This window comes from Stanieria cyanosphaera PCC 7437 (genome assembly GCF_000317575.1).
Classification (GTDB): domain Bacteria; phylum Cyanobacteriota; class Cyanobacteriia; order Cyanobacteriales; family Xenococcaceae; genus Stanieria; species Stanieria cyanosphaera.
In genome coordinates this window covers 3534206-3548885 of record NC_019748.1, presented here as the reverse complement: position 1 = coordinate 3548885, position 14680 = coordinate 3534206, and the positions used below count along the sequence as shown (strand labels likewise).

The window sequence follows — 14680 nt, the reverse complement described above, 5'->3', positions numbered from 1 at the left end:
ACATAGATAAATATTTGTTGCACTTAAACAGGATTGTGGTGGTCGAGGTAACAGGCTGACCTATATTCATAACCAGGGCTTGAAAGTTGATAACCAAATTTAATGAAGGAACAGAGGGGCAAAGGAGCGGAGGAGAGAAATGTAATTGTTTTTTCGTATTTGATGCGCTTCAGTTTGAATTAATCTCGATTGGTTAGCAGTCCTTAAGAAAAGACAAGTAATTAAAGTTTTAAACACCTTTGTATTGAAACAGAGATAAATAAGGGAGAAATCGATGAAATTAGCCTACTGGATGTATGCAGGACCCGCTCACATTGGTACACTACGAATTGCTAGCTCTTTTAAAAATGTTCACGCGATCATGCACGCACCCTTGGGAGATGATTATTTTAATGTGATGCGATCAATGTTAGAACGGGAACGTAATTTTACTCCTGTCACAGCTAGTATTGTTGATCGCAACGTTTTAGCTAGAGGTTCACAAGAAAAAGTTGTTGATAATATTACTCGTAAAGATCGAGAAGAACATCCTGATTTAATTATTCTTACTCCTACCTGTACATCTAGTATTCTCCAAGAGGATTTACAAAATTTTGTAGAGCGCGCTCAAATTGATGCTCAAGGCGATGTCATGTTAGCCGATGTTAATCATTATCGGGTTAATGAATTGCAAGCAGCTGATCGCACTTTACAACAGGTAGTAGAATTTTATCTTAATAAAGCTCGTAAAAAACAAGAGTTACCAGCAGGAAAAACTGCTAAACCTTCGGTTAATATCATCGGTATTTCTACTCTGGGTTTTCACAACCAGCATGATTGCACTGAATTAAAACGTCTGATGGCTGATTTGGGGATCGAAGTTAATGAAGTCATTCCCGAAGGTGCTTCGGTTCATAATTTGAAAAATTTACCCCGCGCTTGGTTTAATTTGGTTCCTTATCGGGAATTGGGTTTAATGACGGCTAAATATTTAGAGGCAGAATTTGGAATGCCCTATGTAGATATTACGCCGATGGGAGTAGTGGAAACGGCTCGTTGTTTGCGGAAAATTCAACAGATTATTAATGCTCAAGGCGCAGAAGTAGATTATGAAGAGTATATTAATGAACAAACTCTTTATGTCTCTCAAGCAGCTTGGTTTTCTCGTTCGATTGACTGTCAAAATTTAACTGGTAAGAAAGCAGTTGTTTTTGGTGATAATACCCATGCAGCAGCAATGACAAAAATTTTGGCGAGGGAAATGGGTATTCACGTTGTTTTAGCTGGTACTTATTGTAAGTATGATGCCGATTGGTTTAGAGAACAAGTCAGTGAATACTGCGATGAAATATTAATTAGTGATGATAATGGAGAAATTGGAGACGCGATCGCACGTCTCGAACCTGCTGCGATTTTTGGTACACAAATGGAACGTCATGTGGGTAAAAGGCTGAATATCCCCTGTGGTGTCATTGCAGCACCAATTCATATCCAAAACTTCCCGATTGGTTATAAACCATACCTCGGTTACGAAGGTACGAATCAAATTGCTGATTTAGTCTACAATTCTTTTACTCTGGGAATGGAAGATCATCTCTTAGAAATTTTTGGCGGACATGATACCAAAGAAGTAATTACTAAGGGTATTTCTGCTGATTCTGATTTAAATTGGAATAAAGAAGCGCAAGCAGAATTAAATAAAGTTCCTGGTTTTGTTCGCGGTAAAGTGAAGCGAAATACCGAAAAATTTGCTCGTGAAAGAGGGTTAGCAGAAATTACGCTTGAAGTAATGTACGCAGCTAAAGAAGCTGTTGGAGCATAATTGAATAGTTTTTCTTTTTTTAAGGTTGTATTTAACTTATAGTTGAACTTTTGAAGCCTTAAAGATTTTACTATTTTTTCGACTGGCTTAATCACAATTGCGACTTATTCGTAGCTGATTGAGCCAGTTTTAATTTCATTTAAACTTGATTATTGAAATCTTTCTGACTCAAGAACAAAAATTTAGCTAAGATTTTATATATTTAATTTACATAGCTCAAACTTTTTTAATAATTACTGATAGAGATGCAACAAACTGCTTTAAATATAATTGCGATCGGGGTATTTACAATGACCCTTTCTTGTTTACTTGGGCCTATACTCAACATTTCCCCTACTATTCCTGCTATGGCTACCCTTGGTATTATGGGTTTAGCAACTGTAGACACTCTTAGTTGGAATAATCGCGGAGTAACTTTATTATTAGACGTTTTTTCAACACCTCAGCAACGTCAACGAGTTATTCATCATGAAGCAGGTCATTTTTTAACTGCTTATTTTCTGGGTATTCCTGTAACTGGTTATAGTTTGACTGCTTGGGAAGCTTTAAAACAAGGACAACCAGGTAGAGGTGGAGTAGCTTTTAATACTCAAGAGTTAACGACCAAACCAATTAACTTTGAGGAGATGCGTTTAACTCTTGACAGATTTTGTACAGTGTGGATGGCAGGAATTGCTGCGGAAAAGTTAGTTTATGGAAATGCAGAAGGCGGACAAGAAGATTGTGAACAATTACGTTTGGCTTTAAGTTTAGCAGGGTTACCAGAAATAGGCTATGCTCAAAAACAACGTTGGGCGCAAATACAGGCAACAAGTATTATTGAACGACATCAAAATGCCTATCAAGCGTTGGTAACGGCGATGGAACAAAGAGCTTCAGTAGTAGAATGTTGTCAAATTATTCAAGATAATTGTTAAGATTGACTGCTTTTAAATAGCAAAAGTATTTTTTTATTATTCGATCTTTTGATCGATACCAAAATTAAAAGCATAGCAGCTTAGTTTTAGTTGAATTATAGTCGAGGGCGATAGATTACTAAGATAGCAAAAATGATTGTTCATACTGCCACAATTGTTTTAAAAATCGCTAAAATTCAACAGAAGATTATCTATTTAGAATATCAAAATTCGATTCTGACTAAAGAAAAAGAAGAAAAATTACGTCAGCTTAAGCAGACTGAATTAAATTTACGCCAAAATTATCATATTGATTGAGAAGATTAAAAGCGGTTTTGCCTCAGACAAGGCATATTTGCGATCGCTCTTGACCAGAGAGGCAATAAGTAAATAGGCAGAATCAATTACACAAAAAAAATAGTTCATAGTTAGAGACTCGATATGTCGCGTCTGTACATAGTTCAAAATTAATTTGATAGCTGCTAAGTGATGACGATTTTCTGTTCCTAGTTTTTTCTTCATCAGTGTATTTAATTTTGCATGACTGCTTATCATCTAGTTCTAAAAATTAATTTTTAATCTTTAATGATTAAATTATTGCGATGAACTACAGTATCTGCTCCTTCATAACCTAAAATTTGGGCAATTTTTTCGGAATGGTGTCCTTTAATTTGAGTTATTTCTGTACTGCTATAGTTAACTAAGCCTCTGCCAATTTCTCTACCTTCTCCATCACACAGTTGCACTGCATCAGAAGCAACAAAATCTCCTTCTATTTTGATAATTCCCGCAGGCAATAATGATTTACCTTGTTGACAAATAGCTTTAACAGCACCACGATCTAGATACAATTTACCCATAGGAATTAAACCATAATTAATCCAACGCTTGCGAGCGTTATCTGCTCTTGATTGGGGTTCAAATTGTGTTCCTAAAGGTTCTCCTTGGATAATTTGAAGAATATTTTGTGGTTGCTTTCCCTGAGTAATGACAGTTCTAACTCCTGAAGATGTAGCAATACGTGCAGCAGCGAGTTTGGTTGCCATACCACCAGTTCCCCATTGACTTCCGTTGCCTCCTGCTTCTACTTGTAATTGTTTAAATTCGGCACTTCCTACTAATTCAATCGGTTGAGCATCAGGATTCAGACGGGGATCTGCTGAATATAAGCGGTCTACATCAGTTAAAATAAATAACCAATCAGCTTCAATTAAACTGGCAACTAAAGCAGATAAAGTATCGTTATCGCCAAATTTTAATTCATCTATTGCGACAGTATCGTTTTCATTAACAATTGGAATAACTCCTAATTCTAATAAAGCAATAAAAGTATTAAAAGCATTCACATAAGAAGTTCTTTCCATTAATTCTCGACGAGTTAGAAGAACTTGAGCAATCGGTTGCTGTAAACTGGAAAAAAGATCATCATAAATACGCATCAAACGACCTTGACCAACAGCAGCAACAGCTTGTTTAACTGCTATTTTACGGGGTCTTTCTTTAAGGTTTAATCTGGCACATCCTACTCCCACTGCACCAGAAGAAACTAATACAACTCGATGACCATCAGAACGTAAAGAGGTAAGGGTTTCTACTAAAGAAGCTATAGTAGCTACGGCAATTTGTCCTGTTGCTTTGGTTAAACTAGATGTACCGATTTTAATGACGATAGTTTGTGATTCAGACATATTTAAATCTAAATGTAGGTATTACATAAATTTGATTGGTTTAATGCATATTAATTTGCAATAAATAGTCATAATCGTGAACACTAGAAGTTAAATAAAAATTTATTTTTACTGTCACAATTGCAGACAAACGATAGTTTACCAAGATTTTTAACCCCAATTATCCGATCTCGGCTAGTCTTCGACGCTCAAAGAAGTTCGTATCCGAGTAACGCATAAGCGACTGCAAAACAGCAGCAAAATTGTATTATTTCTGTTTAATTTAACAACTATGAGTAATAACCAGAATTTATCAATCGAGCAATTATTTCATAATGCCTACCTCGCAGCCGAAGCTAAAAATTGGTTACAAGTTAATTATTATTTACAACAACTTCTTTTACGACAAAATCGAGGTGTTTGTTTAGAAAAACAGTTAGAAGATCAATTTATTGCTTTGGCTTTAAACGTTTTATTTTACGGTGATTTTCAACTTCGTTGGGAAGTTAATAAAATTTTTGTTGTGATCGGAACTAGTGTTATTAAGCCTTTGATTAAAGTTTTAGAAGATGAAAACGTAGATTTAGAAATACGTTGGTTTACCTGTAGAATTTTGGCTGAGTTTAACAGTCCTGAAGTTATTTTTGCTTTAATTAAATTGCTGCAAAATTCAGAAGAAGAATTAGCTTTGATGGCAACAGAAGCTTTAGCTCAGATTGGAGTAACTGCCATTGAAAGTTTAACTAATTTATTAAACCATCCAGAATATCGTTTATTAGTAGTTACTGCTTTAGCACAAATTCGTCATCCAGAAACTATTCCTGCTTTACTTCAAGTAGTCAAAGATCAACAACCAGCTATTCGGGCGATCGCAATTGAAGCTCTTGGTAGTTTTCACGATCAACGCATTCCTCCTGTTTTAATCGAAGCTTTACAAGATCTGAATGCTACTGTCAGAAAAGAAGCGGTGATTAGTTTGGGATTTCGTGCCGATTTATGTCAGGAATTGAATTTAGTAGAAATCATTAGTCCCTTACTATACGATTTTAATTTAGAAGTTTGTCGTCAAACCGCTTCAACTTTAGCCAGAATGAAAAGCGATCAAGCAATTCAAGCTTTAAATCAAGTACTTATTTCTGAAGTTACACCAACAAATTTAAAATTGGATTTACTTAAAGCTTTGAGTTGGAGTAAAACTAAACTAGCTTTAGTGTATTTAGAACAAGCATTATTTAGAGAAAATCAATCAATTCAAGTAGAAATTATTAACCTTTTAGGGAGAATTACTAAACCTAGTTTAAAACCGCAAGCTGTTAAAATTCTCCTACATTTTTGGCAAAATAATAGTAAAGAAACAATGTCGAATCAACTTAAACAAAAGCTGGCTACTTCTTTAGGAGAATTGAAAAATGATCAGGCTTTTGTGATGTTAAATGAATTGGCAGCCGATCCAGAACAAATAGTTAAACTTCATGCGATCGCAGCTTTAAAAAAAATAGCTTAACTTAATCTCGCTGAGATATGAGGGTATATTTAATACTTCAGTTTTTGTTAATCGTTGCTGGTTGATTGTGGATAGTTTATTGTTCACTGATAACTGGTCACTGTTTTAAGTATATCTAATCAAGAATAACAAAGGAGTTGCTGATAATACGAGGTAATTGGCAACTCCCTTTTTCAATAATCAAATTTTCAAAATCTCAACTTAGAGAGAAGCAACTTCAATCTCAACAGTTGCAGTAACTTCTGGGTGTAATTTAACATCGACTGGGTAATGACCAATCTTGCCAATTTCTGGCACGCTAATGCCTCGTTTGTCTACTTCCAATCCAGCTTGTTCTTTAATGACATCTGCTACTTCTTGTGCTGTTACAGTACCAAAAATAGCGTCTTTTTCACCAACTTGCTTACGAATTACTAAGCGACCAATAGTTTTTAAGGCAGTTTTCCGAGATTCTGCTTCCTGTTTTTCGGCTAACTTTTGTTGTCTTTCTTTTTCTCTTCTTTGTTCTACTTGTTTGAGAATTCCAGTAGTTGCTACTACGGCTAAACCCTGTGGTAGAAGATAATTGCGAGCATAACCAGGAGCAACTTCGACTAAATCTCCGTTTTTGCCCAGTTTACTAATATTTTGATTTAAAACTACTTGTACGCGCTTGCCCATTGTCCTCTAAATAACAAAATTAAATATGACAGAACTATATATCATATCATATTGATTCAACTATCTTCTCAAGAATAAATTATCAAAATTACAACTTAGAGTTCAATCAATTTTTAGCTTAAATTAATTATTAGGAAAAATAAGCTCGAGAAACAAAATTAAGTAAACAAAAAAAACATAATCTAGCAAAATTTCCCAATTAAAATAATCTCATTCTCTTCAAAGTTAAATTAATCAAAATTATTCAATTAAAGACAAGCGAAAATTTTTCAAAGAAAAGAATTGATCTCTAAATTTGTTTTGTCTTTTTCCACAATTTTACAACTTAATATAAAAGCAATATGAATAATTTATGTTAATAACTTTTTAACTTAACTTTTAAATTTTATATGTTTAGTAATGTAAATTCAGTTTTTTTGACTACGTAGCTTCGAGGCTTTTACGCTTATATTACAAAAATATATACATCAAAGTCTGATATCGTATTATATATTCGGCTTGTTTTGACTAAAAAATCTTCAAAAACACTCAAATGCTTACCAAATAGTAACTGTTGCCAAAAACTTCTATTTTTACTTTACAAAACTTTAATTATAAGTACTAGTGCCAATTACTTAAGTGACATATTAGCTATTGCTAAAACTTAAAACTGATCCTTCATGACTCTCAACTTGCCAAAGACTCTAGCTGCTTGTTTCATCCCCGTAGCTGCTTGTAAAGCTGAATCATCCCACCGTAAAAAAGGATTAGTCAATTTTTCAATTCCTAAGTTAGAAGGAACTGTAGCTTCTTGGCGACGACGGGCCTGTTGAACTTCTGTAAATCGTTTTTGTAAATCAGGATTATGACTATCAACAGTTAAAGCAAATTGAAGATTTTTAAGTGTATATTCATGAGCGCACCAGACGCGAGTGCGATCGCTTAATTGTCTTAACTGACTAAGAGAAGCAACCATTTGTTCGGGAGTACCTTCAAACAAACGACCACAACCACCAGCAAATAAAGTATCACCACAAAATAACTCTCCCGTATCTTCCTGATTGAGAGGCGGAAAATAATAAGCAATATGAGCGCGGGTATGTCCAGGAACAAAAAAGATTTGAGCTAATCTACCAGCAAATTCAACCGTATCTCCTGCTTCTAAAAAAACTTGTTGTCCAGGAATCCTACCTTGGTCTTTTTTTCCTCCATAAACGCAGAGATTGGGAAAATGTTTGATTAGTTGTCGATTTCCGCCTACATGATCGAAATGATGGTGAGTATTAAAGATAGCTACTAGTTCAACCTTTAGTTTTTGTAAAGCTTGTAAAACAGATTCAGCTTCGGCCGGATCGACTACTGCTGCGATTTTTTGTTCTAGATCGTAAAGCAAAAAAATATAATTATCTGACAAAGCAGGAATTGTTTTGATCAGCATTTTTATCTCCTTTAGGTAAGTTCCCTCTCGACGTTTCAGGTAAGTATATTCCATTATGTTAGGGAGATAGTTAACATTAATCGGTTACAAGTGAGATAAATATCTTGACGAAGTGAACGCAAGCCGAGGGGCTGTGACTCGAATTTACTTTGAGTCCTTGAAAACCCCGTCTGCCTATCATAAGCAGGGTAATGTTCACCAAAAGAAATAGGTTACAAGCCTCCTCTTAAAAAGAGGAAAATCTCAAAAATATTTCTGATTACAAGCTACTGACTAAAAGTCAGTAGTAACTGATAACTGATAACTGGTAAGTGAAATGACTTTCCCTGCACAAGACCGAAAACCTAAAATTTCTATAGTTGTCAGCGATCTGTCTAGTAGTGGGGCTGGTAGATGGGGTGGTGCAATACGTCCTTTCCTTTTGGCACAAGCACTTCGTCAACTTGACTATGATGTAGAAATGTTGGGAGTAGCTTTTGGTGAAAAATCTTCAGCGATCGCAAACTCAGCATTTCCGATTATTTCTTTTCCTTGTCAATCTCATTCAGGATTTTTTCAGGCAGCATCCAAATTAATTCATCAAATTAATGGCAAGATAATTTATGCCGTTAAATTAAAACCTAGTAGTTTTGGTCTAGCACTGATTAAAAAAAATTTTACTGGTCGTCCTTTAATTTTAGATATTGATGATTGGGAATTAAGTTGGCATGGTGGAGACAAATGGAAATATGACTTTAATCCCAAACAAATTGCTCGCGATTTTTGGCAACCAAAAGGTCAATTAAAACATCCCGATCATCCTCTATACCTAAAGTGGATAGAGAAATTAGCCAGTCGCGCTGATGTTATTACGATCCATAATCAATTTTTGCAACAACGCTTTGGCGGCATTTATCTTCCTAATGGCAAAGATACCTCTTTATTTAATCCTGCTCAATACGATTCAGAAGCTAGCCGTGCTAAGTATGGTTTAAGCGACTATAAGATTTTAATGTTTCCTGGCGCACCAAGACCATATAAAGGAGTAGAAGATGTTCTGATTGCTCTAGAAAAACTGAATCGTTCAGATTTGAGATTAGTAATTGTTGGTGGTAGTCCTTACGATGATTATGACCTTCAACTACAACAAAAATGGGGAAAATGGATTATTCAACTGCCTAAATCTCCTGTAGCAAGTATGCCAGAGATTATTGCTGCTGCTCATATAATTGTAGTTCCGCAAAGAGATTCTCCTGCGACTCAAGCTCAATTCCCATTAAAATTAACCGACGGCATGGCAATGGCTAAACCAATTTTAGCTAGTTGTGTTGGCGATATTCCACATATTTTGGGAGAAACAGGTTATTTAGTAGAACCTAATTCGCCTGAGCAAATTGCCACTACCCTTGAGTTAATTTTGAACGATTTTTCTACTGCTAATACTAAAGGAATCGCAGCCAGAAAAAGATGTATTAAGCAATATAGCATTGAAGCTATGGCAGAAATATTAAAACCCATACTGGCTAAGTTTTCGATAATTTAATTTTTAATGATACGCGCAATTTTAATATGTCTTCTCGTAAATTTATTCTCAGTATTGCTCGTGAACAACCGTTATTAATTGTTGCTACAGTTGTTTTTAGTTTAGCTAGTGCCATATTTAATGGTGTCGGCACTGCTTTAATCATTCCAATTTTGATAGTTTTTTTGGGGGAAAAAAATACTCTAGAATTTCCTGGACAACCACCTTTACTCAATAAATTTTTTGCTTTATTTGATCGTTTTGAAGATCAAGAAAAGTTGATTGTCATGATTGTTGTAGTAGTTATGACAATTATTCTTAAAAATGTGACAAATTTTATTAGTAGTTTAATTGGGAATTATTCTGCTAAAAATCTTGTCAGAAATATGAGGACTTCAGGACTTAGAATTCTTCTTGATGTAGACTTGGATTTTTATTCTAAAATTAGAATTGGTGATATTGTCAATCGAATCAATGGAGAAATTGAAAAAACAGCCAGTGCGATTAGGACTGTAATTAGAATATTAATTACTGTTTTAACTATTCTAACTTTTGTCTATTTATTAATTTTGATTTCTTGGCGACTTACTTTATTAACTACAGTTTTATTATCTTTAATTGCCCTTTCTAATCAATATTTTGTCATAAAATCAAAAGAATTAGGGCAGATTTTAGCAGAAAAATCTCGTGAATATTCTCGCAAAATCATAGAAATATTAACTGGAATTCGCTTGGTTAAGAGCGTTAGTAATGAAGAAGCAGAATATCAACAAATTGAAGAATTAATTTTAGCTAGAGAAGATGCTCAATTAAAATCCCAGGCAATCTCCTCAATTATTGGACCTATTAATGAAATATTAGGTATTATAATTATTTTGTTTTTAGTTGGTTTAGGTCGCTATTTATTTACCCAACAGTTAGAAGAATTTGCGCCTATTTTATTAACCTATTTAGTTATTCTCTTTCGTTTATTACCATTTATTGGTCAGTTGAATAATGCTCGTACTCAATTTGCTAATAGTATTCATAGCATAGATATAGTAGAAGATTTTTTACGAAAAGATAATAAGCCTTTTCAGACTAGAGGGATTAAACCTTTTGAGCGTTTAATTGAAGGAATTCAATTTGAAGGAGTCGATTTTGCTTATCCAGATCATGAAAAATTAGTTCTTAAACAACTAAGTTTATGGATACCCAAAGGAAAAACGATCGCTTTAGTTGGTTCTTCTGGTGCAGGAAAATCAACCATAGCCGATCTTCTACCCAGATTTTACGATCCTACTGCTGGACGGATCACTATTGATGGAATTGATTTAAAAGACTACGAGATCAAATCCTTCAGAAGGAATATGGGTATAGTAAGTCAGGATACGTTTTTGTTTAATCATACGATCCGCTACAATATCGCCTACGGACTAGAACATATTTCTGAAGAAGAAATTATTACAGCAGCCCGTAGAGCTAACGCTCATGAATTTATTCTGCAATTACCTCAAGGATTAGACACCGAAGTAGGAGATCGTGGGGTAATGCTCTCAGGAGGACAAAGACAAAGAATTGCGATCGCTCGTGCCTTACTTCGTAATCCAGATATTTTAATTTTAGATGAAGCGACTAGTGCTTTAGATACAGTATCAGAAAGATTAGTTCAAGAAGCTATTGATGAACTTTGTCGCGATCGTACTACTTTAGTAATTGCCCATCGTCTTTCAACTGTTCAAAAAGCTCATCAAATAGTGGTTTTAGATGGTGGACAAGTAGTAGAAATTGGTAATCATGAAGAATTACTTGCAGCCAATAAATATTATGCTCATCTTTATCAGATGCAATTTCGTGATAAAGAACACAAAAATTCATCACTAATTACAGAAGATATTAGTACCAGATTATCTTCAGAAAATTTTAACGATATTTCTCATCAAATGCGAACTAATCTTCATTCTATGCTTGGTTCTTTAAGATTAGTAATAGATCATTTAGTTGATAATCAAGAAGAAAGAGAAAAATTGATAGAAGAAAGTTATCAATCGGGACTAACTATTTTAAAACGTCTTGAATATTTTGAATCTGCAAGCATTTCAAGCAAATAATTTTATTTATGTCTAAATATTATCTTGTTTATAGTCATCAAATATCCTTGCAACCTAATACTGCTCATGAAATTCATGATGTTCAGTGTGCTGATGCAGCAGCCAATCTTGGCTATCCTACAGTATTAGTTTATCCCGAGCAACAACAAAAAAACTTCAATTTATTTAATTTCCTTTTTCCTTTTCGCCCTCAACTACCTTCAAAAGAAATAGTAGAATTTTATGATATTCAAAGTAATTTAAAAACTGCAACTTTGCCACTACCTAAACTATCTTTACCACTACCAAATAAATTTACTAATCCTAGTACTATTATCTGTAAATACTATTTTCCTCTGCATATTTTTCCTAAAACCAAAGTTTTACATACACGAGATTGGAATTGTGCCAAAGCAGCAGTTCAAAACAAAATTCCTACTATTTATGAAAGTCATTATTTCCAATCAAAACCACTTGAAAACAAAATCGTTAATAGCCCCTATTTCAAAATAGCCATTACTCAATCAGAACTAACTCGTCAAAGTTTAATTCAAGCTGGAGTACCTGAATCAAAAGCTATTTGGTTACACAATGGTTTCGGTCAATCTTTTTTAACCAGACAACCAGCAGAAGCTCAAGCTTGGCGAAAAGAATTGTTATCAAAAGAAAATCAACCTTTAGTAGTTTATTCTGGAGCATTATATCGTTTTAAAGGAATCGATCTCCTGATTGAGGTAGCGCGTTTATTACCACATATTCAATTTGCCATTACGGGAGGAACAGATGCTCAAATCCAACATTATCGTGAGTTAGCTCAAGCCAAACAAGTTGATAATATTAATTTTTTAGGCTGGATTTTACCTCGTTCTCGACTAGTAAGTCTTTTACAAGCAGCAGATTTATTAGCTCATCCTCATTTATTAGGTAAAGAAGCTGATTTCACCAATCCTGTTAAATTTTTCCAATATATTGCTTCAGGAACTCCTCTGGTAGTAACAGAAATTCTTCCCTTACTACCTTTCAAATCGTCTCCCTTGATAGCTACCTGGTGTCCACCAGACGATCCTGGTGCTTTTGCTCAAGCGATTGAACAAAGTTTACGCAATTATCCTTATCAAAGCGAAGGATATCCAACCAATATTGAATTTGCTCGTCAGTTTACTTGGGAAAATCGAACTGCCAAAATTATGAGTTATATCGATTAAACCAATTGATTTTCTTGACGTAAATAAGCTTCAATCAAGAAATCTAAATTCCCATCCATCACATCATTCACATCTCCAGTTTCGACTTCTGTACGTAAATCTTTTACTAATTGATAAGGATGAAACACATAGTTGCGGATTTGATTTCCCCAAGCTGCTTCTACCATATCTCCTCTAATTTCAGCAATTTCTTTAGCTCGTTGTTCTTGAGCAATTACTAACAATTTTGCTTTCAACAAAGCTAAAGCTTTTTCTTTATTTTGTAATTGAGAACGTTCTTGGGTACAACGTACTGCAATTCCTGTGGGAATGTGAACCACTCTTACCGCAGTTTCTACCTTGTTAACGTTTTGTCCGCCTTTTCCTCCCGAACGAGAAGTGCTGATATCTAAATCTTTCTCAGGAATCTCTAAATTAATAGCCGACTCATCTAAAGCGGGCATTACTTCTATCCCTGCAAAACTGGTTTGTCTTTTACCATTAGCATTAAAAGGAGAAATTCTCACCAGTCGATGAGTACCTTTTTCGGCCTTAAGATAGCCATAGGCATAACGCCCTTCAATTTCCAAGGTAACTGATTTAATTCCTGCTTCATCCCCTGGCGATAATTCAGCTAAATGTACCTTGTATCCTTGTTTTTCTGCCCAACGAGTGTACATTCGCAACAGCATTTCTGCCCAGTCTTGAGCGTCTGTACCTCCTGCACCAGCATTAATGGTTAAAACCGCTCCTTCATGATCGTAAGGTTCAGAAAGTAGTTGCTGAAGCTCCCAACGGTCTAACTCTTGTTGTAGCTGATTCAAATTGTGTTGTGCTTCTGTAGCTAAAGCTTCATCTTCTTCTAATTCTAATAGCTCTGCGATCGCTTTAGTATCTTCTAATCTAGTTTGCCATGAATGATATTGCTCTAAATTCGATTTGAGATCGTTCAACTGTTGCAGAGTATCTTGGGCTTGTTGACGATTATCCCAAAATTCTGGTTGGGCTGCTAATTGTTCTAAATCTTTAATTTTGGCATTAAGAGCGGGAACGTCAAAGATAGTCCTGGGTTTTACCCAGGCGTAACGATACTGTTTCGATTTCTCGTTTGAGTTCGGAAATTTCCATTGATTTTGTACTGTAGTTACTCACTAACTAAAAAATTCTTGATTGATGATTCAAATATTATGCAGTTAAAAACAAATATCATGAAAATATAAAGATGTCAAGCAACCATAGGGGTTGATAAATTCAACTATGTTATTTCACGACCGCACCACCGCAGGAGCAGAACTAGCTCAACTAGTTTATCTGCAGTTGTTAGAATTACAACCTAATCGTCAGGTAATTGTCTACGCTCTACCTCGTGGCGGTATTCCTGTAGCAATACCGATCGCTAAACAATTAAATTGTCCTTTAGATGTAATTGTAGCTAAAAAAATTACTACTCCTACTAATCGAGAATTGGCAATTGGAGCAGTTACTAGTGAGGGTAATATTCTTTGGACTAAGCCAGAATTGTGGAGAGATGCTAATTTGTGTGGACTCAAAGAAGCTGTAGTACAAGCTCAGGATAAGGCACAAAACCAAGCTTTAGAATTTGCTTCTTACCGTTTGCCTCTTGATCTGCAAGGAAAAATCGCGATTATTGTTGATGATGGCATTGCCACAGGCATGACTATGGGAGTTGCTGCTCAATATCTTAGAGAACAACAAGTAGCTGAAATTTGGCTTTGCGCTCCTGTTGCACCTCCAGATTTAATTCCTCAATTAGAATTATGGAGCAATCGCGTTTTAGTCTTAGCGACTCCTGATCCTTTTTTTAGTGTAAGTCGTTTTTATGATCATTTTGAGCAAGTTTCCTTAACTGATGCGGTCGCAATGTTAGAAACTCATAATCAACAATTTCAACCAACTCTATCTCAAAAAGACCTATAGAAAAAAGGGTTGACCATTGCGAAAAAGTCAACCCCAATGCTTG

At 35.0% G+C, this 14680-nt stretch carries 12 protein-coding genes; 8 read left to right on the top strand and 4 right to left on the bottom strand.

Annotated elements, in window-relative coordinates:
- Positions 1 to 274 precede the first annotated feature (274 nt).
- The 3 genes from bchB to STA7437_RS26610 all read left to right on the top strand — a co-directional run bounded on the left by bchB (position 275) and on the right by STA7437_RS26610 (position 3015).
- The gene (gene bchB / locus STA7437_RS15350) at positions 275 to 1801 is read left to right on the top strand and encodes a ferredoxin:protochlorophyllide reductase (ATP-dependent) subunit B (protein ID WP_015194304.1); all 1527 of its coding nucleotides are present in this window, start codon (positions 275 to 277) and stop codon (positions 1799 to 1801) included.
- 245 nt (positions 1802 to 2046) lie between these two features.
- Complete coding sequence (locus tag STA7437_RS15345; RefSeq protein WP_015194303.1) at positions 2047 to 2718, top strand: M41 family metallopeptidase; 672 nt, start codon at positions 2047 to 2049, stop codon at positions 2716 to 2718.
- Between the two features lie 132 nt (positions 2719 to 2850).
- Positions 2851 to 3015, top strand: coding sequence for a hypothetical protein (locus STA7437_RS26610; RefSeq protein ID WP_015194302.1), 165 nt, complete (start codon positions 2851 to 2853; stop codon positions 3013 to 3015).
- A 257-nt stretch (positions 3016 to 3272) separates the two neighbouring features.
- On the opposite strand, the gene proB is transcribed toward STA7437_RS26610, so the two are convergent.
- Positions 3273 to 4385 (bottom strand): glutamate 5-kinase, encoded by a 1113-nt coding sequence (gene proB / locus STA7437_RS15340; protein ID WP_015194300.1) that lies wholly within the window; start codon positions 4383 to 4385, stop codon positions 3273 to 3275.
- A gap of 271 nt (positions 4386 to 4656) precedes the next feature.
- Here proB and STA7437_RS15335 point away from each other — a divergent pair, with 271 nt between their 5' ends.
- Positions 4657 to 5868, top strand: coding sequence for a HEAT repeat domain-containing protein (locus STA7437_RS15335; protein WP_015194299.1), 1212 nt, complete (start codon positions 4657 to 4659; stop codon positions 5866 to 5868).
- A 201-nt stretch (positions 5869 to 6069) separates the two neighbouring features.
- On the opposite strand, the gene rplI is transcribed toward STA7437_RS15335, so the two are convergent.
- Both rplI and gloB read right to left on the bottom strand, forming a co-directional pair.
- Positions 6070 to 6528 carry a 50S ribosomal protein L9 gene (gene rplI, locus STA7437_RS15330; RefSeq protein ID WP_015194298.1) on the bottom strand — a complete coding sequence of 153 codons (459 nt, stop codon included), beginning with the start codon at positions 6526 to 6528 and terminating at the stop codon, positions 6070 to 6072.
- 643 nt (positions 6529 to 7171) lie between these two features.
- Positions 7172 to 7945, bottom strand: a complete 774-nt coding sequence (gene gloB, locus STA7437_RS15325; RefSeq protein ID WP_015194297.1) for a hydroxyacylglutathione hydrolase — start codon at positions 7943 to 7945, stop codon at positions 7172 to 7174.
- Between the two features lie 316 nt (positions 7946 to 8261).
- On the opposite strand from gloB, the gene STA7437_RS15320 reads away from it, so the two are divergent.
- From STA7437_RS15320 to STA7437_RS15310, 3 genes are read left to right on the top strand one after another with little or no spacing between them, the layout of a single operon-like run.
- A complete protein-coding gene (locus tag STA7437_RS15320) occupies positions 8262 to 9467 on the top strand; it encodes a glycosyltransferase (protein ID WP_015194296.1) in 1206 nt (401 codons plus the stop codon).
- A 26-nt stretch (positions 9468 to 9493) separates the two neighbouring features.
- A complete protein-coding gene (locus tag STA7437_RS15315) occupies positions 9494 to 11536 on the top strand; it encodes an ABC transporter ATP-binding protein (RefSeq protein ID WP_015194295.1) in 2043 nt (680 codons plus the stop codon).
- 8 nt (positions 11537 to 11544) lie between these two features.
- Complete coding sequence (locus STA7437_RS15310) at positions 11545 to 12720, top strand: glycosyltransferase family 4 protein (RefSeq protein ID WP_015194294.1); 1176 nt, start codon at positions 11545 to 11547, stop codon at positions 12718 to 12720.
- On the opposite strand, the gene prfB is transcribed toward STA7437_RS15310, so the two are convergent.
- Positions 12717 to 13827 (bottom strand): peptide chain release factor 2 gene (gene prfB, locus STA7437_RS15305; protein ID WP_150109076.1). Its coding sequence is split into 2 segments (ribosomal slippage): positions 12717 to 13754 and positions 13756 to 13827, totalling 1110 coding nucleotides; the frame shifts between segments, so codons are not numbered across the junction. The genes STA7437_RS15310 and prfB overlap by 4 nt on opposite strands.
- A gap of 129 nt (positions 13828 to 13956) precedes the next feature.
- On the opposite strand from prfB, the gene STA7437_RS15300 reads away from it, so the two are divergent.
- Positions 13957 to 14637 carry a phosphoribosyltransferase gene (locus STA7437_RS15300; protein WP_015194293.1) on the top strand — a complete coding sequence of 227 codons (681 nt, stop codon included), beginning with the start codon at positions 13957 to 13959 and terminating at the stop codon, positions 14635 to 14637.
- Positions 14638 to 14680 lie beyond the last annotated feature (43 nt).

What these genes read in the sequence shown, in the direction of transcription:
- gloB (WP_015194297.1), bottom strand. Translation starts at nt 7,945, where the DNA reads ATGCTGATCAAAACAATTCCTGCTTTGTCAGATAATTATATTTTTTTG.
- STA7437_RS26610 (WP_015194302.1), top strand. Translation starts at nt 2,851, where the DNA reads ATGATTGTTCATACTGCCACAATTGTTTTAAAAATCGCTAAAATTCAA.
- proB (WP_015194300.1), bottom strand. Translation starts at nt 4,385, where the DNA reads ATGTCTGAATCACAAACTATCGTCATTAAAATCGGTACATCTAGTTTA.
- STA7437_RS15335 (WP_015194299.1), top strand. Translation starts at nt 4,657, where the DNA reads ATGAGTAATAACCAGAATTTATCAATCGAGCAATTATTTCATAATGCC.
- STA7437_RS15310 (WP_015194294.1), top strand. Translation starts at nt 11,545, where the DNA reads ATGTCTAAATATTATCTTGTTTATAGTCATCAAATATCCTTGCAACCT.
- STA7437_RS15320 (WP_015194296.1), top strand. Translation starts at nt 8,262, where the DNA reads ATGACTTTCCCTGCACAAGACCGAAAACCTAAAATTTCTATAGTTGTC.
- STA7437_RS15300 (WP_015194293.1), top strand. Translation starts at nt 13,957, where the DNA reads ATGTTATTTCACGACCGCACCACCGCAGGAGCAGAACTAGCTCAACTA.
- STA7437_RS15315 (WP_015194295.1), top strand. Translation starts at nt 9,494, where the DNA reads ATGTCTTCTCGTAAATTTATTCTCAGTATTGCTCGTGAACAACCGTTA.
- bchB (WP_015194304.1), top strand. Translation starts at nt 275, where the DNA reads ATGAAATTAGCCTACTGGATGTATGCAGGACCCGCTCACATTGGTACA.
- rplI (WP_015194298.1), bottom strand. Translation starts at nt 6,528, where the DNA reads ATGGGCAAGCGCGTACAAGTAGTTTTAAATCAAAATATTAGTAAACTG.
- STA7437_RS15345 (WP_015194303.1), top strand. Translation starts at nt 2,047, where the DNA reads ATGCAACAAACTGCTTTAAATATAATTGCGATCGGGGTATTTACAATG.